Genomic DNA, 20644 nt, shown 5'->3' with positions numbered 1-20644 from the left:
ATGGGGGGCCTGCCGATGCGGATACAGCGCCACATGATCGCCGTGCCCTATCTGAAAACAATCGTCCGCGCGCCGTTCAGGAGCACGCGGCGGTCGCCGATCCAGTCTACGGCACGGGCCAGGGTCTGTGCCTCGATATCGCGGCCGAACCGGGCGAGCTGTTCGGGCGAGGCGCGGTGATCCACGCGTTCGACGGACTGTTCGATGATCGGGCCTTCGTCGAGGTCGGCGGTCACGAAATGCGCCGTCGCACCGATCAGCTTTACACCGCGCGCATGCGCCTGATGATAGGGCCGCGCGCCCTTGAATCCCGGCAGGAAGCTGTGATGGATGTTGATGCAGCGGCCCGGCAGGCGCGCCGACATGTCGTTCGAAAGCACCTGCATGTAGCGCGCGAGGACCAGATAGGGCGCGCCCACATCGTCCATGACGGCGCGAATGGCGGCCTCCTGCGCGGGTCGGTTGTCATTGCTGACCGGCAAATGATGGTAGCTGAGGCCGTGCCATTCGGCGATCTCGCGGCACACGTCATGGTTCGACACGATGGCCGCGATCTCCATGCCGAGCATGCCTGAATGCTGGCGGTGGAGAAGGTCATTGAGGCAATGCGTGCCTTTCGACACGGCGACCACTGCCTTTGGCCGCTCATGGGCGTCGGTCAGCGACCAGTCCCAGCCGAACCGTTCGGCAATGGGTGCGAAGAGCGATTTCAGCCCCGCATGGTTTGGAAACGCCGTGCCGCCTGTCTGGAATTCGACGCGCATGAAGAAACGCCCCGTTTCCAGATCGGCATATTGCTGACTGTCCAGAATGAAGCCGTCATGGTCCGCGAGCGCACCCGATACGGCGGCGACAATGCCCGTGCTGTCCCTGCAACTGAACAGCAGGATGTACGCTGGTCCCTTGTCCATCGGTGAATGGGCCTAGCCGGGGCGATGGATCGCGCAGATCTTGTTGCCATCGGGATCGCGCACATAAGCGAGGTGCATTGGCCCCATATTGCTTTCACGAAGGCCCGGCGGGTCTTCGACAGAAGTGCCGCCCGCCGCGACGCCCGCATCGTGAAACGCCTTCACCTGTTCCGCAGAAGCGCATTTGAAGCCGATGGTGGCGCCGTTCGCAACGGTTGCGGGCTGGCCATCAATAGGCTCCGAAACACTGAATGTGCCGCCGTCATGAATATAGAACAGGCGGGTGACGCCCGAATCCGTGACGTTCTTCATCGGCTCGCCCGCACCCAGCGTGCCGAGCAGCGCGTCGTAGAAGGCCTTTGCCTTTTCAATGTCGTTCGTGCCGACCATGATGTGATTGAACATGCGATTGTCTCCGTGAGATTATCGACCGGACGAGGGCCGTTCCTTATTCGCCGGCGCAGAACGCGCAGATCTTGTTGCCGTCGGGGTCGCGCAGATAGGCGCCATAAGCGCCTGCGCGCGGGCCGGGCGCACCCTCGTCCGCACCGCCATTGGCCAGACCTGCCGCGTGGAACGCGTCGACGGCGGCCCTGTCCTTCGCCTGGAAACCGACCGTGCCGCCATTGGCATACGTCGCCTCGTCGCCATTGGCGGGCTTGCCGACGCCAAAGGCGCCGCCCTTGGCGAATTCGCCGTAAAACAGCCGGTCGCCCGGCGCTGCCGGTGGAATGCCCAGCGCGCCCAGCGCATTGTCGTAAAACGCGCGTGCTTTCTCGACGTCATTCGCGCCGAACATGATGTGCGTGAACATGTTTTGTGGGCCCCTTATTTCCTGATCCGGAGGCATCATTAGCGCGGATCATGTGGGATCGCCACTAGCGGTTTACGTGATCCGTAAGTCGCCCACCGTGTCAGCGACCGACAACCGGCAAAGCCCCTTGCCACCCTCAGTAGATCACCACGCTGCGGATGCTCTCGCCCGCGTGCATCATGTCGAAGCCCTTGTTGATCTCCTCGAGCGACAGCCGGTGGGTGATCATGGGATCGATTTCGATCTTGCCGTCCATGTACCAGTCGACGATCCTGGGGACGTCGGTGCGGCCTTTCGCGCCGCCAAAGGCCGTGCCGCGCCAGTTGCGGCCGGTGACGAGCTGGAACGGGCGCGTGGAGATTTCCGCGCCCGCGGGGGCGACGCCGATGATGACGCTGGTGCCCCAGCCGCGGTGGCAGCATTCCAGCGCCTGCCGCATGACGTCGACATTGCCGATACATTCAAAACTGTAGTCCGCGCCGCCGTCGAGCATGTCGACGAGGTGCTGCGTAACGTCGCCGACGTCCTTTGGGTTGACGAAGTCGGTCATGCCGAACCTGCGGCCCCACTCCTGCCGGTCCGGATTGAGGTCGACGCCGACGATGCGGCCTGCGCCCGCCATTTTCGCACCCTGAATGACATTCAGGCCGATGCCGCCCAGGCCGAACACGACCACCGATGCGCCGGGTTCGACCTTTGCCGTGTTCACAACCGCGCCGACGCCCGTGGTGACGCCGCAGCCGATATAGCAGCTGGTGTCGAAAGGCGCGTCTTCGCGCATTTTCGCGGCCGCGATTTCCGGCACGACAATGAAGTTCGAGAAGGTCGAGCAGCCCATATAATGGTAAATGGTCTCGCCCCTGTACGACATGCGGCTGCTGCCACCCGGCATCAGCCCCTTGCCCTGTGTCGCGCGGATGGCGGAACACAGGTTCGTCTTGCCGCTGGTGCATTCCTTGCACGTTCCGCATTCGGGCATGTAGAGCGGAATGACATGGTCGTCGGGCGCAAGGGAGGTGACGCCCGCGCCGACCTCGCGCACAATGCCCGCGCCCTCATGGCCCAGAACGACCGGAAACAGCCCTTCGGAATCCAGCCCGTCCAGCGTGTAGGCGTCGGTATGACAGATGCCGGTCGCCTTCAGCTCGATCAGCACCTCGCCCTCCTGCGGCCCCTCAAGATCGAGTTCGACGATCTCCAGGGGAGCTTTGGCCTCGAAGGCGACGGCGGCACGTGTTTTCATGAATTCGGATCCCCGCATTGGCAATTGCGGGATTCTTTGCCAGTAATTTAAGAACGTCGCTAGTGATTGCTAAAACGACTTTTGCAGTTTTCCGAGCAATTGGCGCGCCGGGCTTAACGGTACCTGCTCGACGACAAGATGTTCGTCCATGCGCTTGACGCGTTCGTAAAGGTCGATGCTGGCATAGATGATTTCGCGGGCGCGGGCAGGAAGGACGGCGAGCGCTTCGGGTTCCGCGACAGTTTCGCCGACGGTGCCAAGGCGGCGTTCGTCGGTCGAGGCCTGCTCTTTGGTGAGTTCGCCGGCGGCAACCGCCTTGCGGTTCAATAGCCAGGACACGGTGTGCATCAGGCGGGTGGTCACGCGCAGGGATTCGCAGGAGAACTGCACGCGGTCGATGGGGCCGAGGGCCTCGCGGTCCAACTTGCCCTCCTGATCGAAATAGGCACGCGCCTCATCGGCCAACACCATCGCTTCGGTGTAGAGGCCCGCGATCAGCTTGTCGGTCAGCTGCGTGTCGTCATCGTCCATATCGCCGGACATGCCTCCCCCTGCAGCTTCGGATTCAGTTTCATCCATACCGCCCTCTTGAACTCGTAATGGTTAATAACCACCTACATGCACAGGCGAAAGCGCCATGGGTGGCCGGGATTCCGGGGCCCGCCTGGTAAATTCGCCGACAGGGGCTGGCCATGATGGCAGCCCTGATAACGACATCGCTTGAACAAAGGATGAATAGACATGCGTAGTTTTGACCTGACACCCCTTCTCCGCAGCTCGATCGGTTTCGAGAATCTCGGCCGACTGGCGGATTTCGCCACGCGCGACGAGGGCAGTGCCTACCCTCCCTACAACATCGAAAAACTGGGTGAGAACGAATATCGCATCCAGATGGCCATCGCCGGCTTTTCCGAGGACGAACTGGAACTGATCGTTCAGGAAAACAGCCTGATCGTGACAGGCCGCGCCGCCGAAGACGAAGGCGAACGGGAATTCCTGCACCGCGGTATCGGCAAGCGCGCCTTCGAGCGCCGGTTCCAGCTGGCCGACGTGATCAAGGTGACCGAGGCCACGTTTGAGAACGGCCTGCTTAATATCGGCCTGGTGCGCGAAATCCCCGAGCACAAAAAGCCCCGCAAGATCCATATTGGCGGCGAGAACCGCCCAAAGGCGATCGAGGGTGAAAACGCGAAGGGCGTGAAAGCCAAGAAGGCCGCCTAAGCGCTGACAGCGCAGGCTGAAACAGGGGGCGGGTCCGGGACCGGGCCGGCCCCTTTTTCATGGGATTTTGGTATCTGACGCTTCCAGACGCCGGGGCGGCGATATGGGCCGTAACGACTGCGGCTCGAAAAGCGGGCTGCGCCGCCGGTCGCCGCCAATAATGTCCTTTGCCATTCTCAGGACGAACCGGAGAATGAAGCGCGGCATGGAGAATTTCGATACCTTGCCGACGTCGCCCGTCGCCTCCTCGGCGAACAAAAGACTGACGGGCGGACCAAGGACTTGCGCGCGGCGGTCGCTGTCGAGATTCGCGACAAAAGCAGTCAGATAAGGGACGCGCCCGGTCGCATAGCTGTTGAACATCGGCGTTCGGCAACACGCCGCATACCAGCGGAGCGTGGGCTTGTCGGTAAGATGGACGCAGCGGAGGTCGTCCCGGCCCGTCCGGATCCACAGGCGGGCGCAGCGGGTCTGAAAAAGCGCGGTGCCGCCATTTGAGTCGAGAATGCGGGCGTCCTGATCGAGGAGATGCGCGAACCGGCGGCAATCGGAGCAGTGGCAGATCACATGGTCACCCGTCGCCGAACCGGCATCCCTTAAAGTCCCGGTCACGTTTCCGCACAGGCAGGACAGGTTGAGGTCGGTCGTGGCCATGTTGGAATTCGATGTCACTGCCCGGCACCTCCGCTTCATCGTTCGGTGAAATTCATGCGACGACCACGATATGGCAACCCTTGCGACTCCCTTTATCTCGCCCTATACGCCGCTCTCCCGGTTTCTAGGGGTGTAGCTCAGTTGGTAGAGCATCGGTCTCCAAAACCGAGGGCCGTGGGTTCGAGTCCCTCCGCCCCTGCCAGCCCCACTGGCAGAATAGAGGCCGGGACATTATGTTAGGGCAAGGATCGCTTGCGCCGCTCCGGCAAAGGAGCTTGGTCGCGGGCGGTTTTATTTGTCCAAATGGTCGTGAAGGCGAGAAGAAGAACGTGGCAAAGGTAAGCCCAGGTCAGTTCGTTCGCGAAGTGCGTCAGGAAATGTCGAAGGTGACATGGCCGACGCGGCGCGAAACGATCATCACCACCATCATGGTGCTGATCATGACATCGATTCTTTCCGTCTTTTTTCTGGGCGTCGACGCCGTGCTGGGCAATTTGATCCAGTGGGTCCTGTCGGTAGGATAAGGGAATATCATGGCTGCGCGCTGGTACATCGTTCAGGCCTATTCGGGTTTTGAAAACAAGGTGAAGGATGCGATCCTTGCCGAGGCCGCACGCACGGGCCTGTCGGAGCTGATCGAGGCCATCGAGGTCCCCACCGAGGAAGTCACAGAAATCAAGCGCGGCAAGAAGGTGCAGACCGAGCGCCGCTTCTTCCCGGGCTATGTGCTGGCGAAGCTGCACATGTCGGATGACAGCTTTCACCTCATCAACAACACGCCGAAGGTTACGGGTTTTCTGGGTGCCAACGGCAAGCCCTCGCCGATCAGCCAGGCTGAAGCCGACCGCATCATGGCGACCAAGGAAGACCAGGCCAACGCGCCGAAGCAGCAGATCAAGGTCGATTTCGAAATCGGCGACGAGGTCAAGGTGCTGGACGGTCCATTCGCCAGCTTCAACGGCATTGTGGAAGAAATCGATTTCGAGAAGGGCCGCGTAAAGGTTTCCGTCTCTATCTTTGGCCGCGCCACGCCGGTGGAACTCAACTTCGACCAGGTGAAGCGGGAATCGTGATTTAAGGATTTGTCCTCTTCCCGCCGAGGAAGAGGCAAGGCACAGCCTGGTAAGCCGCGGGGCGAACCTGGCGAAGCTCGGTAAGGGACAGCCCGGTGAACGCCGCCACGGTGTTCGCGGCCCCCTCACCAAAACGATCGGGCGGACGAGCCGCCCGGTTTCCTACCCTCTTCCTCGGCGGGGAGAGGGTATGTTGCGGGAGGCTGGTTTGTCCGGCTGTCTGACCGCTAAGTCTGAGAAAGGACGATAACATGGCCAAGAAGATTTCTGGCTTTATCAAGTTGCAGGTGCCCGCGGGCGCCGCAAACCCATCGCCGCCCCTCGGCCCGGCACTGGGCCAGCGCGGCGTCAATATCATGGAATTCACCAAGGCCTTCAACGCCGCGACGCAGGATATGGAGAAGAACTCTCCCATCCCGACGGTCATCACCGTCTATGCCGACCGGTCGTTCAGCTTCACCACGAAGACGCCGCCCGCATCCTTCTATATCAAGAAGGCGACCAAGCTGAAGTCCGGCTCGAACAATCCGGGCACCGAAATCGCAGGTCAGATCACGCGGACACAGGTGCGCGAGATCGCGGAAGCGAAGATGGCCGACCTTAGCGCGAACGACCTCGACCAGGCCGAGAAGATCATCGCCGGGTCAGCCCGCTCGATGGGCATCCAAGTGGTGGAGGGCTAAATCATGGCACAGCAGACAAAAAAGCGTAAGCAGCAGGAATCCAAGGTCGATGTAGAGAAACTCTACACCCCGACAGAGGCGATTAAGCTGGCAAGAGAACTCGCGACGTCCAAGTTCGATGAGTCGATCGAAGTCGCGATGAATCTCGGTGTCGATCCGCGCCATGCCGACCAGCAGGTCCGGGGCATGGTTTCGCTTCCCAAGGGCACGGGCAAGACCATGAAGGTCGCTGTCTTTGCCAAGGGCGACAAGGCCACCGCAGCCGAGGAAGCCGGGGCAGACCGCGTCGGTGCCGAGGACCTGATGGAAGACATGCAGGCTGGCAATCTCGATTATGACCGCATCATCGCGACGCCGGACATGATGGGTATCGTTGGCCGCCTCGGTAAGGTTCTGGGTCCAAAGGGCCTGATGCCAAACCCGAAGCTGGGTACCGTCACCATGGACGTCGCCAAGGCCGTCGAGGACGCCAAGGGCGGTCAGGTGCAGTACCGCGTCGAGAAGGCGGGAATCGTCCACGCCGGCATCGGCAAGGCCAGCTTCACGGAAGCCGATTTGAAGGAAAACTTCGACGCCCTCGTCAGCGCCGTCGTCAAGGCCCGCCCGACGGGCGCGAAGGGGAAGTACGTCAAGAAGATCGCCATCAGCTCCTCCATGGGGCCGGGCCTGAAGGTCGACGTCGCGGAAACGTCCGCCGTCTAGGGCGATCCGCGCGCGGACGATCCGATGAGGGGCCGGGAGGGAAACCTTCCCGGCCCCTTTTTCATGGTGGTCACGTCGATGCCCATCCGAACAGGTGCCGACGGGCTGCTATCCTTATGGAGCCGCATGCAAGCAGAACGCAGACATCGATCATGTCCGGGGTCCCGTGCAGCGGCGCGTTTTTCAGGGGTGCCAGCCGCCTTCCGCGTCAGGCCGCGCGGAGTTTGGCGACGAAGCTTTCCGCCGAACTGGTCAGGGTTTCGGCGCTTCGTGACAGGCTGTCGGCGGCAGCTGCCACTTCTTCCGCGAGCGCATCTGTTGTGGAAACGCGTTTCATTAGGCGGCCGATCTCATGGGAAATCTCATTGGCCTGTTCGGCCGCCCTCCGGGCGCTGCCGTCGATATCCGCAGTTGTCCGCTCCTGTTCCTCAATAGCGGCGGAAATTGCCGAAGCGCGGTCGAGAAGGTCGACATTGATCCCGCGTATGACGCCCATCGAGCCCGTCGCATTGGCCGCATCATCGCCGATTTGCGCAAGGAGGCTGGTAATCTCCTGCGTCGTCGACGCCGCGCGCCCGGCGAGGTTCTTCACCTCCTGCGCAACGACGGAGAAACCGCGACCGGCCTCACCCGCACGGGCCGCCTCGATCGTGGCATTTAAAGACAGCAGGTTGGTTTGTTCAGAAATCTCGCGAATCATGTTGACGAAGGTTTCGATGCTGGTGGCGCGACCCGCAAGGCCGGTGACCGCGCTGACGCCGGCTTCCGACTGGGTTTCCGCGTCCGCGCTGATGCGGACCTGCTGCTCGCTATTTTCCGAAATGTCCGTGACGGACTGAGTGAGGGCCCCGGTCCCATCGGCAACCTGCTGCGCAAAGGCGGCGGCCTGCCGCGCCAGACGGTCGACGGTGCCAGCGTCCTGATTGGACTGGCTCGACATTTTCCGCAATTCCCTTGAGGTCTGGCCAAGCTGACTGGCGGCAGCGCCCAATGAACCGGCAAAGGACGAGATCGACGCCTCGAAATTCTCCGCAAGCTGAATCTGCTCTTCGCGGCGCCGCGTTGCCGCCTCCTTCTCCGTGCGCTCGCGCGCGGCTGACGCCTGTCCCGCGCGATGTTCGGCGTCGGCCTGAGCGGCCAGGGCCTCTATGGCTTCGGCCCGTGCAGTCTCCGCGGCCTCCCGGTGCCGATCGGCTGTTTCGCGCTGCCGCGATTGTGTCATTGACAGGGCGCGGATGCGTTCAACCAGATAGATGAGCACAATTGTCTGGATAATGACGGCCAGGGCATGAACAAGGACACGGATGAATGCGCCGCCGCCGGTGAATACCCATTCCGGTACCAGATAACTGAAGAGCACATGATGTGCGGCAATGACCACGCTGGCTGCCACCAAGGGGCGCCAGTCGCACATCAGCGTCAGCGCGGCGAGGGCGACGAAGAAGTACATGTGCATGTCCATCTGCCACGGCTGGGCCTGGAACAGGTAAACCAGCGCGGCGGGATGCACCGCCATCATGATGCCGATGGAAATGTGGACGGCAGCGCCCCTGTCGCCTCGCCACATGAACAGGCTGGGCACGATGTTGGCGATGATTGATGCCAGTACGGCCATCGAGGTGGTTTCATGGCCGCGGGCGATGCCGATCATGGCGATCATGGCGGTGCAGGCCCAGGACGCCAGAACGAGATGCCTGACACCTGCCGCCTGCATGTCCTCAAAGCCCTGGGATGATGCGTTTCCGATCACGGCTGCCTACGTCCTCCCGCAGCCCGCATTCGGCGCCGCAATCACGAGCCGCCCCGTCCAGAGCATGTTCATGAACAGGTCGGCGCGATTCGCGACCACCACCACACTGCCGGGAAGCGGGCCGCCGTCCAGTGGCCGCGCGTCAAGGGAATGGAGGTCGTTGACCAGCCCCGTCGTCGCCCCCGGACTGAGCGGCAGGATGATCATCCTGCCCTCCGCGGGCGGCGCGAACGCCATGAGCGATATCGCCAGCACCACCATTGCCGCCTGAAGGGCGCAAAGACGATTTGTGATGCTATGGGAAACTGGTTTGCGCATGTGACAGGTTGCTAGCGCGGGATGGTTAAGAGTTCGTTTGGACGATGTCCGCGGCCGTGCGCGGCGGCGTCTATGGTGCCGGACATGGTCAGGCGCACCGCATCGTGCTTGACTCGGACGCGCATTTTCTTATGTCACGCGTATCGCAGTCGGCAGCTTTATGTCGGCGGCGTCCGTCCGAGACTGCAGGCGGCCTGTCGCAGGCCTTAATGTTTGCCCGCAATAGACGAAGAGAGATTTTCGGGATCGGCCCTTGCGGCGACCCTTGCCTCACTTCTTCACGGACTTCGTATGGGCCTGCTCCGGTGGGTCCGAACTTGAGCCGTTTGCGAGGCGTCACGCCCTCGTGAACATGTTAGGAGTTGAGCATGGATCGCGCAGAGAAAACCGCGCTGGTCGAGCAGCTGAACGCCACTTTCAAGGAAACGGCCGTGGTTGTGGTTACCCGCAATCTTGGCCTGACCGTCGCGGATGTCACGGACCTTCGCGGAAAGATGCGCGCAGTTGACGCAGACTATAAGGTTGCGAAAAACAGGCTCGCCAAAATCGCGCTGGAGGGCACGCAGTACGCCCCCATCGCAGACATGCTGGTCGGCCCAACGGCGCTGGCGACATCGGCTGACCCCGTTGCCGCAGCCAAGGCTGCCCACGATTTCGCAAAGGGCAATGACAAGCTCGAAATCGTCGGTGGTGCCATGGGCGATGTTGTGTTGTCGGCAGATGAAGTGAAGCAGCTCGCTTCGCTACCTTCGCTCGACGAGCTGCGTGCGAAGATCGTTGGCCTCGTCGTGGCACCTGCCACGAAGATCGCCCAGATCGCCGCCGCACCGGCAGGTCAACTGGCCCGTGTCTTTGGCGCATATGCCGCGAAAGAAGACGCCTGAAACTTCGTTTCGAATTGAACACCGAGCCTCGGTTTGAGGCGAAATATACAAGGAATTAGTAACATGGCAGATCTCGAAAAAATCGTTGAGCAGCTTTCCGAGCTGACCGTTCTTGAAGCCGCTGACCTTTCCAAGATGCTGGAAGAGAAGTGGGGCGTTTCCGCAGCCGCAGCCGTCGCAGCCGCACCGGCAGCTGGTGGCGGCGAAGCCGCAGCCGTCGAAGAGAAGGACGAATTCGACGTCATCCTGACCGGCGACGGCGGCAAGAAGATCCAGGTCATCAAGGAGGTCCGCGCGATCACCGGTCTGGGTCTGGGCGATGCCAAGGCACTCGTCGAAGGCGCGCCCAAAGCCATCAAGGAAGGCGCCAACAAGGCCGAAGCCGAGGAAATCAAGGGCAAGATCGAAGCCGCCGGCGGTACGGTCGAACTCAAGTAAGCGGCGAGGCGTCCGTAAACCGACGCTTTCTGCAACGACAAGAAAAGGGCGACCCTCCCGAAAAGGAGGGCCGCCCTTTTTCTATATGCCTGGTCCTTAGATGCTGGTCGTCAGCTGGATGAGCCAGGTCGGCATTGCCTTGAGCGCGGCGATCTCGAGCCTCTTGTCGAGGCCGGTAACAACAAGCGCGCCGGCGAAGATCATGGCGCCGCCGAGAAACGTGCGGCCCTTTGCACCCGTCGCCGCCATCCTGCCGCGTAGCCGTACCATCGTTTTCTGGCCGACGGTGCCGATGAGGAGCAGCGGAATCGCCGCGCCGATGCCGAAGATGCCCATGGTGAGGGCGACGCTGCCGAGCTGCTCGCTTTGGCTCGCAAGAAGCGTCGCGGCGCCGAGCGTCGGGCCGACGCAGGGGCTCCATACGGCGCCGAGAAGGGCACCCACGCCGAACTGGCCGCCGAGGCCGCGGCCCTTTCCGCCGAACCTGTCGGACCGTTCATTGCCCCAGGCCGCCACCGGACCCATGGCAGTCTGGAAAACCGCCTGAGCCTTCGGCATTGCGAGAATGGCGCCGAAAGCGATCAAGAGCGTGCCCGATATCGTCCGGAAGACGCTGGCATCGAGTCCGAGGGAAAAGCCGACCGTGGCGATGAACAGTCCGACGAAAGTGAAGGAGATCGCAAGACCGGCGGCGATCGCCAGCGGGCCGAATCTGTGTTCCGCCGAGGCCGCGCCGAAGACGATCGGCAGCACGGGAAGGACGCACGGGTTCAGGAAGGTGAGGACGCCCGCCAGGAGTGCGGCACCGAGGGTCAGGATGTCCATCGGACACTCCTCTCGCGATCATCTGGAAAAAGGGTAGGTCCGGCCGCCAGAAGGAGAGAGCGATGCGGTATCAGGGGGATGACGCCGCGGGCGGCCGGATCTGTCCGGATAGGGATTTTGGGAACGGGCGTCAGCCGACCGCCTTGGCCACGAGCGCCCGGATGCTGTCGGCGTCGGTATCGCCGATGGAGCGGCCGACTTCGGTTTCGCCGTCAAAGGCGATCAGCGTCGACTGGCTGGTGACGCGGAGCGGCCGCTGCTCGGCCTTCTGGCTGTCAAAGTCCAGCTTGAAGACGATGAGATCTTCGTTCGCCGTGTCGCTGCCGAGCGATTTCAGGATCGGTGCCTGCGCCGCGCAGGTCGGACACCAGGGGGCGTGGACGTCGACCAGAATGGGTTTGCCGGCCTTTTGCGCGGCCGCGAAGGCTTCCTGTGTAAAGGGCTTGTAGTCGGCGGCATAAGCGGGCGCGACGATGGCAGGCGCCGCGGCGGCGAGGGCGAGAAACGGAACGGCGATGAGGAAACGCATGGGAAATCCTTTTTGCTTGGTGTCTGCAAACGGGTTCGTGCCGCCGCCCTTGCCGGTTACCGCCGGTCCGGAAAAAATGTTTCGCGCGCCGAAGCATTTCCGAACCTCCGAGCAGGGTATCCGCGCCCGCCATTCCGCCTCCTTTCTTCTCAGGAAACGATAAGACGCCGTCGTGCCCCCTTGCGAGACAGGGCGTTAGGCCTGAAGGGAGGCAGTATGAGCGTCACAGATGCACCGGGGGCCCCGGCCTCCTCCGTCAGCCCGCGCGCCCGCAAGGTCACGCTGACGCTGCTCACCATCACCTATTTCTTTTCCTATATGGACCGGCAGATCCTCTCGATCCTGCTGGAGGACATCAAGGCGGATCTGCTGCTGAATGACGCGCAGCTCGGTTATCTGTCGGGTATTGCCTTCGCCCTTTTCTATGCCACGCTGGGCATTCCCATCGCGGCACTGGCGGACCGTAAGAACCGGCGCAACATCATCGCGATCGCGCTGACGGCCTGGAGCGCGATGACGGCGCTTTGCGGTCTGGCGCAGAATTTCACCCAGCTGCTGCTCGCGCGTATCGGCGTGGGCGTGGGAGAAGCGGGTTCGTCACCGCCAAGCCATTCCATGATTGCGGACCTCTATCCGCCCGAAAAGCGTGCCGGTGCGCTGGCGATCTATTCGCTTGGCGTCACCATCGGGTCTTTTGCCGGCACGTTCCTGGGCGGCAATATCACGCATTTCTTCGACTGGCGGACGGCTTTTCTGGTTGTGGGCATTCCCGGCATTGTTCTGGCCGTCTTTGTCCGCCTGTTCGCCGTGGAGCCGCCGCGCGGCATGTCCGGCGCGGCGCTGGCCGTCAGCGATGTCGGCGAAGCGATCCGGTCAGGCCCGACAATCCGGGACGGTTTTCGCGCCATGTGGCGAAACAAGGCGGCTGTACACCTTGTCCTTGGGGTCACCATCACATCGCTGATTGGATATGGTCTGACGCTATGGTCGCCTGCCTATATCATCCGTAATTTTGGACTGACCGAATTCGATGTCGCCAATTTCTACGCACCCGTGGTGGCGGTGACGGGCATTGCCGGTGTCATTGGCGGCGGCAAGCTGGCCGACTGGCTCGGCGCGAAATACGGCCTTCACGCGCAATCCTGGATGATCTTCGCCCTGAAAACCGCGGCGTTTCCTTTCCTGCTGCTGTTCTATGCGATGGACAGCATCTATCTTGCCGTCGGCAGCTACGCGATCGCGTTGTTCTTCCAGTCCTGTTATCTTGGCCCGACCTTTGCGCTCATACAGGGTCTGGCACCGCTCAACATGCGGTCCGTCTGGGCAGCGATTACGCTGTTCGTCATCAACCTGATCGGGCTCGGCATTGGTCCCACCGCCGTCGGCCTGCTGTCGGTCGACTATCAGCAGCGCTTCGGTTTCGACGAAGCGGACTCGCTGCAATGGGCACTTTTTACCGTCGCGCTGCTTACCCCATGGGCAATCTATCATTATTGGCGTGCGGGTGTCTGGCTGAAACGCGGGAATGAAATCGCATGATTCTTGATATTGTCGCGATCCTTGGCGGCCTGGTGCTGTTGTTCGTCGGCGGTGATTTCCTGGTTCGCGGCAGTGTGAACCTGGCGACACGCATGGGTGTCTCGCCCCTGTTCGTGGGCCTGGTGCTGGTTGGATTCGGGACGTCCGCCCCTGAACTGTTTGCCAGTATCGAGGCGGTTCGCGTCGGCGCGCCGGCCATTGCGTGGGGCAATGTCGTTGGCTCGAACATCGCCAATGTCCTGCTTGTGCTGGGCGCCGCGGCGGCGGTTGCGGCCTTTCCGATCGAGCGGGGTCCCCTGTGGCGCGATGGCGGGTTCGGGCTGGTGGCCGCCATCATCCTGTTCGCATTCGCATTCTCAGGCGCCCCGGCGATCATGGGCTGGATCCTGCTGGGGATCCTGTCCGTCTATCTGGTCTATGCGTGGCGATCAGAGCGCACGCATGCGCATTCCACGGGCGCGGGCGATCGCGCCGCGGCGGGCGAGATGGTGCATGTCGACATACCGGACGCCCGGCCGAAATCGCTATTCGCGGATATCGGGTTCACGGTCGGCGGTCTGCTGCTGATTATCTTTGGCGGCAACATCCTGGTTGCAGGCGCGCGCGATGTGGCGCTGATCCTTGGCCTTAGCGATGCGCTGGTCGGCCTGACGATCGTTGCCATCGGCACGTCGGCACCGGAACTCGCCACCTCGGTCGTCGCGGCGCGCAAGGGGGAAGGCGGCATCGCCTTTGGCAATGTGCTGGGCAGCAATATCTACAATATTCTGGGCATTGGCGGCGTGACGGCACTGCTGGCCCCCGGCAGCCTGCCGGCCAGCATGGTTCCGGTTGAACTGCCGCTGCTGATCGCGGCGTCGATACTGATGATCGTCTTTGCGCGTACGGGCCATAAGTTCAGCCGCTGGGAAGGGTTCGCCATGCTGTCGCTTTATGTCGGTTACCTGGTCTGGGCGGTGCTGAACGCGTGAATGCGTGACGGCCCGCGCACTTGCGTTTCCGCGCGGGGCGCGGCATCGATGGCGCATGCATGTTCCTGATATGATCCATGCCCAATTCAACTGACCCCGCCCTGTTGCCGCATCCGGCGCTGGCCGTCGCGCTCGACGGGATTTGGGTGGCGGACGCCAATGGGACGCATCGGTTGGAGCGGGCCGAGGCGGTGCGTCTGCTGACCGGGACGCCAGCGATCTTCGTCAATGCGCCCGTGGTGGCGGCGAAGCTTGGTTATGGTGAGCTGAACGGCTTCGACCTGCTGGAATTGTTTGCCTTTGCGCGGCCCGCGCAATTTGCCGTGCCCACAGGTGCCGGACTGGCTACAGCCATTGGGGAACAGGTCGCCGACGAGGGACCGAAGGCGGCAGACATGCTGCGGCGTATCGCTGCCCGCCTGCTTGCCGAGATGGAGGCCAACGAATATGCCGCCCGGCCGGGCGCGTGGGACACGGCCCAGGCATTATCGCGATCAAACTGGGCATGGGCGCCGCTGGTGCTGAAGGCGCTCGGCGTGCAGGCAAAGCCCGAACGGTCGCTGTTTACCAGCCTGCCGAAATGGGAGGACACCGCAGCGCCGCAAACGCCGCGCACCATCACGCTCGACCGAGACGACGTCGCCCGGCGTTTGCGGCGGCTGACCGGTCCCGGCGCGGAAGAGCGGCAGGGGCAGCGTGATTTCGCGGCGGCGGTGACCCGGGCGTTCGACCCGCGCCAGGTCGAGGGCGCGCCGAATATGGTGCTGGCGGAAGCGGGGACGGGGATCGGCAAGACGCTCGGTTATCTGGCGCCTGCCAGTGCCTGGGCGGAGCAGGCGGGCGGTACGGTGTGGCTGTCGACCTATACCAAGGCGCTGCAACGCCAGCTGGATGCGGAAACGGCCAGGCTCTATCCCGACCCGGCGCTGCGCAGGAAAAAGGCCGTGGTGCGCAAGGGACGGGAGAATTATCTCTGCCTGCTAAATCTGGAAGACGCGGTACAGGGCAGCTTTTCCGGCCGCGCCGGAATTTATGCCCGGCTTGTGGAGCGATGGGCGCGGTATACCTCCGGCGGCGACATGATTGGCGGTGATCTGCCGGGCTGGCTAGCGGGGCTGTTCGGGCGTGCGGCGCAGACCGCGCTGACCGACCGGCGCGGCGAATGTGTCTATGCCGCCTGCCCGCATTATCGCCGCTGTTTCATCGAACGGGCCACGCGGGCAAGCGCGGATGCCGATCTGGTGATCGCCAATCATGCGCTGGTCATGGTCAATGCGGCGCGCGGGAAATCGGAAGGGCGCGGCCTGACCCGGATCGTGTTCGATGAGGGGCATCATCTGTTCGACGCCGCCGATTCGACGTTCGCGCTCGACCTGACGGGCAGCGAGGCGATTGAAATGCGCCGCTGGATCATCGGCCCGGAAAAGAAAATGAAGGGCAGGCGGCGGGGCCTGACGGCGAGACTGGGTGACCTGGTGGCGTTCGAAGAGGCGGGATCCGCGCTGCTGGACGACGCGGTGGAGGCTGCGCGCTGCCTGCCCGCCGATGGCTGGCTGAAGCGCGTGGGGGAAGGCGCGCCGCACGGCGCGATCGAGGTGCTGCTGGCCGAGGTGCGGCAGGCCGTGCTGGCGCGGTCGAAGCCCAATGAAGCGGGATACGGTCTGGAGACCGAGATTGCGGAGTTGCCGCCGACGCTCGTGGAGGCCGCGGGGACGGCGATGCAGGCGCTGGAGCAGATGGCGATCCCGCTGCGGAAATTGTCAGCGCGGCTTGTCGCCCTGCTGGAAGAAGCGCCGGACTGGCTGGACGCACCTGGCCGTGCGCGTGTCGACGGCGCGCTGTCGGGCATGGAGTGGCGCATGTCGATCCTATCCGGGTGGATCGGGCTGCTTGCGCGGATTGGCGGGCCGCCTGACGCTGATTTCGTCGACTGGATGGCGCTCGACCGGCATGATGGGCGTGAATTCGATATGGGATTGCGGCGGCACTGGCTGGATCCGACCAAGCCGCTGGCGGGGGTCGTGCTGGAACCGGCGCACGGCGTGGTCGTCACCTCGGCCACATTGCGCGGCAAGGTGCTGGACCCTGGCGCGCCCGCGGATGCCGACTGGCAAACGAGCGAAATGCGTACGGGCGCGAATCACCTGCCGCTGCCTGCCCAGCGCTTTCAGGCGGAAAGCCCGTTCGACTATGCCCGGAACACCAGGGTTGTCATCGTCACCGATGTGCAGCGCGGCAATATCCCCGCGCTGGCCGGGGCCTATCGCTGCCTGATCGAGGCGGCGGGGGGCGGCACGCTGGGACTGTTCACGGCAATTTCCCGGCTGAAGGCCGTGCACGCCAGGATCGCCGGACCGCTGGCGGCGGCGCGGCTGCCTTTGCATGCCCAGCATGTCGACCCGATCGATGCCGGGACGCTGGTCGACATGTTCCGCGCCGACCCGCGCGCCAGCCTGCTGGGCACGGACGCGCTACGGGACGGCGTCGATGTCCCGGGCGAATCGCTACGCCTGGTCATTCTGGAAGGGGTGCCATGGGCACGGCCAACCGTGCTGCACGCGGCGCGGCGCGCTGCCTTTGGCGGCAAGGCCTATGATGATCTGATCACCGGCGGACGCCTGGCGCAGGCCTTTGGCCGCCTGATCCGGCGCGCGACCGATCGGGGCGTCTTCGTGCTGCTTGGCGCCGCCGTGCCGACACGCCTGACGCAGGTGTTTCCGCCGGGCTGCGATGTCATCCGCACCGACCTTGCGACAGCCCGGGAAATCGTCGCGGCGCAGTCCGGGCGGGAGGTGCATTCTGATGTCACTAAAATTTCCGGTGACGCCGACGCGTCGGCGCGCTACCCCGGCCTCCGATGAAAAGCGTCACTCTCCTGCGTCATGCCAAGTCGAGCTGGGACGATCCCGTCGACCGTGACTTCGACCGACCCCTCAATGACAAGGGCCGCCGCGCCGCCGTCACGATGGGGACGCATATGCACGAAAAGGGTCTGGCCTGGGATCAGGTCATCTCCAGCCCGGCCATTCGCGTCATCGAAACACTGGACGGCGTGGAGGAGGGCTATGGCTCCCGCCTGCGCCCCGAGTTCGACAAGCGCATCTATATGGCGGCGGCGGTGACGCTTCTGGACATCATTCACGATGCCGATCCGGATGCCGGACGGATCATGCTCGCCGGTCATAATCCGGGGCTTGAAGATCTGATTTTTCTGCTGACCCCCTCCGATGGTTCGGAATATCGCAGGATCGTCGATGTGAAATATCCCACGGCCACGCTGTCGGAGATGCATTTCGACGTGGATGCGTGGTCCAGCATCGAGCGGGGCGGCGGCAAGCTCGTGTCGCTGGTACGTCCGCGCGATCTTGATCCTGAACTGGGACCAGACGGCTAGCGCTCCCCCGCGACTGACGAAGGCGAATGCACAAGCGCCTTTCCTCCCGATTCCCGAGCGGGTAGACCGCTTATCATATGCCCTCGCTTTTATCCCCGACCTCTCTCGACCTGATCGGCAATACGCGGCTGGTCCGGCTGGCTGGACCCTCCGCGCGCACCGGCTGCGAGATTTACGGCAAATGCGAATATGAGAATCCCGGCGGCAGCGTGAAAGACCGCGCCGCCCTGTTCATGATCGAAACGGCGGAGCGTGAAGGCCGCCTGAAACCCGGCGGTACGGTCGTGGAGGGTACGGCGGGCAATACCGGTATCGGCATCGCGACGGTAGCCAATGCCAAGGGCTACAAAACGATCATCGTCATGCCGAACAACCAGTCGCCGGAGAAGATGGCGACCCTTCGCGCCCTGGGCGCGGAACTGGTGCTGGTACCGCCGACGAAGTTCGCCGATCCCGAACATTTCGTCCACCGCTCGCGCCGCATCGCGGAGGAGACGCCGAACGCGGTCTGGACGGATCAGTTCGACAATATCGCCAATCGCGCTGCGCATATCGAGGGAACGGCGGCGGAAATCTGGCATGCCCTGCGGAACAGGATCGACGGATTCACCTGCGCCGCGGGAACGGGCGGGACCATTGCGGGTGTGGGCATGGGTCTGAAGGCACGGTCCAGAGACGTCACGATTGCACTGACCGACCCGCACGGCGCGGCGCTCTACAGTTATTTTACGGCGGGCGAATTGACGTCCGAAGGGTCGTCCGTCGCCGAGGGCATCGGACAGGGGCGCATTACCGGCAATCTTGAGGATGCGCCCATCGACTGCGCGTTTCGCGTGTCGGACAAAGACGCGCTGACGGTCATCCGGCAATTGAACGCGGAAGAAGGCCTGTGTCTGGGGCTGTCGTCGGGCATCAATGTCGCGGGCGCGGAACAGCTGGCGCGTAAACTGGGTCCGGGCAGCACGGTGGTTACCATCCTTTGCGACAGCGGATTTCGCTATTTGTCGACGGTATGGAATCCGGCATGGCTGCGCGAAAAGGGGCTGATGTCGTGAACGCAGCCTGCGCCTGTGGAACCGGGGACTAGTGGCACCTCTTGCGCGTTTCGAGAATGTCGGCCTGCGCTACGGCACGGATGCAGAGGTGCTGCGCGATATCGGCTTCCGGCTGGACCCCGGCAGTTTCATGTTTCTGATCGGCGCATCGGGCGCGGGCAAGACGTCGCTGCTGAAGCTGCTGTACCTGAACCGGCGGCCGACCCGAGGGCGCGTGACGCTGTTCGGTGAGGATATCGGGCGCGTCGAGCGTGCGCGCCTGCCCGCGATGCGGCGCCGGATCGGTGTCGTGTTTCAGGATTTTCGCCTGGTCGATCATTTGACCAGTTTCGACAATGTGGCGCTGCCGCTGCGGATCGCAGGCGTGCCCGAGGAGGAAGTGCGCGCCGATGTCGAGGAGATGCTGGACTGGGTTGGCCTGACCAAACGCGCTCACGCCCGCCCGCGCACGCTGTCCGGCGGCGAGCAGCAGCGCCTGGCCATCGCGCGTGCCGTGATCGGGCGCCCCGAACTGCTGCTCGCCGACGAGCCGACGGGCAATGTCGATCCGAAAATGGCCGAGCGGCTGCTGCGCCTGTTTCAGGAAATGAACCGGCTGGGGACGACGGTTGTGGTCGCGACGCACGCCATGCATCTGCTGCCCCATGTGCCGGCGGCAAAGGTACTGCGTCTGGAGCGGGGTGAGATGAAGGACCCGACCGGCACGATCCGTCATCCTCCAGGGGCCCCGGCGGGTACGCGCGCGTGATCCCCGAACGCTATCAGCCGCGCGCCGAACGCTTTCACTTCCTTCCGCGCGAGAAGGTCACGGGCGGTACGCTGCCGTGGATCGTGGCGCTTATGGTATTGCTGGCGGTGCTGGGGCTGGCCGCCGGGGTCAGTCTTGCCTCCGGCGTCTGGTCCATGGGCGCGGGGCTGGAATCCGGTTTCACCGTGCAGATCGTCGAACCCAATCCGGACCTGAAAGCGGACAAGGTGGCCGCCGTGACGGCGATCCTGGAGGATGACACGGAGATTTCAGGCATCCGTGTCCTGTCAGATGCCGACCTGACCGCATTGGTCGAACCATGGCTTGGTACCGGCAATGTCGGCGAAGATCTCCCTCTGCCTGCGATGATCGACGCCGAAGCGGCGAATGATCGGGCACTTGCGCGGGTCCGGCAACAGCTTGACGCGTCCGTCGAGAGTGCGCGCATCGATGATCATGCAAGGTGGCTGGCGCCGATTGGCAAGCTGGCCTGGGTGCTGGCAATCAGTGCGCTTACGGCGGCGCTGCTCGTGCTGGCCGCGATGGCCGCCATCGTGGTCCTCAGCGTGCGCGCGGGACTGGGGCGACATGCCGAAACCATCAATGTGCTGCACCTGATCGGCGCGGAAGACAGCGTGATCACACATTTGTTCGAGTATCGCTTTGCCGTTACCGCCGCCCTTGGCGCCGCGGTCGGTTTTCTGATCGCGATGGCGCTGTTCCTGATTATCGACGGCCTCCTGGCAGGGGTAAGCAGCGGGCTTGCCGCCCTGGCCGGCCTGCCCTGGTGGGGATGGATATTGGTGCTGCTGGTGCCGGTTATCGCCGTGCTTCTGTCGGTGATCACCGCGCGTATCACCGTCGAGCGCGCGCTGAAAAAGGCGCTCTGACG

Annotated in this window: 24 protein-coding genes and 1 tRNA gene; 15 read left to right on the top strand and 10 right to left on the bottom strand. The window is 63.3% G+C overall.

Going from position 1 to position 20644, the window contains the following annotated elements; genetic code table 11:
• Window positions 1-47 precede the first annotated feature (47 nt).
• The 5 genes from purU to KCG44_RS02655 form a co-directional block, all read right to left on the bottom strand.
• Window positions 48-911: a formyltetrahydrofolate deformylase gene (gene purU, locus KCG44_RS02675; protein ID WP_218444043.1), complete on the bottom strand. Its 864-nt coding sequence runs from the start codon at window positions 909-911 to the stop codon at window positions 48-50.
• Between the two features lie 12 nt (window positions 912-923).
• A complete protein-coding gene (locus tag KCG44_RS02670; protein WP_218444041.1) occupies window positions 924-1316 on the bottom strand; it encodes a VOC family protein in 393 nt (130 codons plus the stop codon).
• A 43-nt stretch (window positions 1317-1359) separates the two neighbouring features.
• Window positions 1360-1725 carry a VOC family protein gene (locus KCG44_RS02665; protein ID WP_218444040.1) on the bottom strand — a complete coding sequence of 122 codons (366 nt, stop codon included), beginning with the start codon at window positions 1723-1725 and terminating at the stop codon, window positions 1360-1362.
• A 136-nt stretch (window positions 1726-1861) separates the two neighbouring features.
• On the bottom strand, window positions 1862-2968 hold the full coding sequence (locus KCG44_RS02660; protein WP_218444039.1) for an S-(hydroxymethyl)glutathione dehydrogenase/class III alcohol dehydrogenase: 1107 nt from the start codon (window positions 2966-2968) through the stop codon (window positions 1862-1864).
• A gap of 69 nt (window positions 2969-3037) precedes the next feature.
• Window positions 3038-3547, bottom strand: a complete 510-nt coding sequence (locus KCG44_RS02655) for a DUF1465 family protein (RefSeq protein ID WP_255536268.1) — start codon at window positions 3545-3547, stop codon at window positions 3038-3040.
• A gap of 162 nt (window positions 3548-3709) precedes the next feature.
• Between KCG44_RS02655 and KCG44_RS02650 the strand changes: the two genes are divergently transcribed.
• Window positions 3710-4189 (top strand): Hsp20 family protein, encoded by a 480-nt coding sequence (locus KCG44_RS02650; RefSeq protein ID WP_218444038.1) that lies wholly within the window; start codon window positions 3710-3712, stop codon window positions 4187-4189.
• 57 nt (window positions 4190-4246) lie between these two features.
• Here the strand turns inward: KCG44_RS02650 and KCG44_RS02645 are convergent, their stop codons facing one another.
• Window positions 4247-4843, bottom strand: a complete 597-nt coding sequence (locus KCG44_RS02645) for a DUF6151 family protein (protein WP_255536267.1) — start codon at window positions 4841-4843, stop codon at window positions 4247-4249.
• A 126-nt stretch (window positions 4844-4969) separates the two neighbouring features.
• Here KCG44_RS02645 and KCG44_RS02640 point away from each other — a divergent pair.
• From KCG44_RS02640 to rplA, 5 genes are all read left to right on the top strand, one after another.
• Window positions 4970-5045 (top strand) — tRNA-Trp (locus tag KCG44_RS02640).
• 127 nt (window positions 5046-5172) lie between these two features.
• Entirely contained in the window at window positions 5173-5367 is a 195-nt protein-coding gene (gene secE, locus KCG44_RS02635; RefSeq protein WP_218444036.1) for a preprotein translocase subunit SecE, read from the top strand.
• A gap of 9 nt (window positions 5368-5376) precedes the next feature.
• Window positions 5377-5916: a transcription termination/antitermination protein NusG gene (nusG, locus tag KCG44_RS02630; RefSeq protein ID WP_218444035.1), complete on the top strand. Its 540-nt coding sequence runs from the start codon at window positions 5377-5379 to the stop codon at window positions 5914-5916.
• Window positions 5917-6167: 251 nt separating this feature from the next.
• Window positions 6168-6599 carry a 50S ribosomal protein L11 gene (rplK, locus tag KCG44_RS02625; protein ID WP_218444034.1) on the top strand — a complete coding sequence of 144 codons (432 nt, stop codon included), beginning with the start codon at window positions 6168-6170 and terminating at the stop codon, window positions 6597-6599.
• Window positions 6600-6602: 3 nt separating this feature from the next.
• Window positions 6603-7301: a 50S ribosomal protein L1 gene (rplA, locus tag KCG44_RS02620; protein ID WP_218444032.1), complete on the top strand. Its 699-nt coding sequence runs from the start codon at window positions 6603-6605 to the stop codon at window positions 7299-7301.
• A gap of 208 nt (window positions 7302-7509) precedes the next feature.
• On the opposite strand, the gene KCG44_RS14500 is transcribed toward rplA, so the two are convergent.
• Both KCG44_RS14500 and KCG44_RS02610 read right to left on the bottom strand, forming a co-directional pair.
• Window positions 7510-9051 (bottom strand): methyl-accepting chemotaxis protein, encoded by a 1542-nt coding sequence (locus KCG44_RS14500; protein WP_218444031.1) that lies wholly within the window; start codon window positions 9049-9051, stop codon window positions 7510-7512.
• 6 nt (window positions 9052-9057) lie between these two features.
• Window positions 9058-9369 carry a hypothetical protein gene (locus KCG44_RS02610; RefSeq protein WP_218444030.1) on the bottom strand — a complete coding sequence of 104 codons (312 nt, stop codon included), beginning with the start codon at window positions 9367-9369 and terminating at the stop codon, window positions 9058-9060.
• A 368-nt stretch (window positions 9370-9737) separates the two neighbouring features.
• Between KCG44_RS02610 and rplJ the strand changes: the two genes are divergently transcribed.
• On the top strand, window positions 9738-10253 hold the full coding sequence (gene rplJ / locus KCG44_RS02605; RefSeq protein WP_218444029.1) for a 50S ribosomal protein L10: 516 nt from the start codon (window positions 9738-9740) through the stop codon (window positions 10251-10253).
• A 63-nt stretch (window positions 10254-10316) separates the two neighbouring features.
• Window positions 10317-10691, top strand: a complete 375-nt coding sequence (gene rplL, locus KCG44_RS02600) for a 50S ribosomal protein L7/L12 (protein WP_218444027.1) — start codon at window positions 10317-10319, stop codon at window positions 10689-10691.
• A gap of 96 nt (window positions 10692-10787) precedes the next feature.
• Here rplL and KCG44_RS02595 read toward each other — a convergent pair whose 3' ends face one another.
• A complete protein-coding gene (locus KCG44_RS02595; RefSeq protein WP_218444026.1) occupies window positions 10788-11516 on the bottom strand; it encodes a cytochrome c biogenesis CcdA family protein in 729 nt (242 codons plus the stop codon).
• A gap of 130 nt (window positions 11517-11646) precedes the next feature.
• Complete coding sequence (locus KCG44_RS02590) at window positions 11647-12045, bottom strand: thioredoxin family protein (protein ID WP_218444025.1); 399 nt, start codon at window positions 12043-12045, stop codon at window positions 11647-11649.
• A gap of 216 nt (window positions 12046-12261) precedes the next feature.
• Here KCG44_RS02590 and KCG44_RS02585 point away from each other — a divergent pair, with 216 nt between their 5' ends.
• The 7 genes from KCG44_RS02585 to KCG44_RS02555 all read left to right on the top strand — a co-directional run bounded on the left by KCG44_RS02585 (window position 12262) and on the right by KCG44_RS02555 (window position 20642).
• On the top strand, window positions 12262-13584 hold the full coding sequence (locus KCG44_RS02585; RefSeq protein WP_218444024.1) for a spinster family MFS transporter: 1323 nt from the start codon (window positions 12262-12264) through the stop codon (window positions 13582-13584).
• Window positions 13581-14555, top strand: coding sequence for a calcium/sodium antiporter (locus KCG44_RS02580; protein ID WP_218444022.1), 975 nt, complete (start codon window positions 13581-13583; stop codon window positions 14553-14555). The genes KCG44_RS02585 and KCG44_RS02580 overlap by 4 nt, the downstream gene beginning before the upstream one ends.
• A 77-nt stretch (window positions 14556-14632) precedes the next feature.
• Window positions 14633-17416 (top strand): ATP-dependent DNA helicase, encoded by a 2784-nt coding sequence (locus KCG44_RS02575; RefSeq protein ID WP_218444021.1) that lies wholly within the window; start codon window positions 14633-14635, stop codon window positions 17414-17416.
• A complete protein-coding gene (locus KCG44_RS02570) occupies window positions 17413-17949 on the top strand; it encodes a SixA phosphatase family protein (RefSeq protein WP_218444020.1) in 537 nt (178 codons plus the stop codon). Before KCG44_RS02575 ends, KCG44_RS02570 begins: the two co-directional genes overlap by 4 nt.
• A gap of 77 nt (window positions 17950-18026) precedes the next feature.
• Window positions 18027-19004 (top strand): cysteine synthase A, encoded by a 978-nt coding sequence (locus KCG44_RS02565; RefSeq protein WP_218444018.1) that lies wholly within the window; start codon window positions 18027-18029, stop codon window positions 19002-19004.
• Between the two features lie 31 nt (window positions 19005-19035).
• On the top strand, window positions 19036-19752 hold the full coding sequence (ftsE, locus tag KCG44_RS02560; RefSeq protein ID WP_218444017.1) for a cell division ATP-binding protein FtsE: 717 nt from the start codon (window positions 19036-19038) through the stop codon (window positions 19750-19752).
• Window positions 19749-20642, top strand: coding sequence for a cell division protein FtsX (locus KCG44_RS02555; protein WP_218444016.1), 894 nt, complete (start codon window positions 19749-19751; stop codon window positions 20640-20642). Before ftsE ends, KCG44_RS02555 begins: the two co-directional genes overlap by 4 nt.
• Window positions 20643-20644 lie beyond the last annotated feature (2 nt).

Origin of the sequence: Pacificimonas pallii (assembly GCF_019204005.1) — a bacterium.
GTDB lineage: Bacteria > Pseudomonadota > Alphaproteobacteria > Sphingomonadales > Sphingomonadaceae > Pacificimonas > Pacificimonas pallii.
Note: the sequence above shows the minus strand (reverse complement) of the source record. Positions and strands in the feature narration are given on the sequence as shown.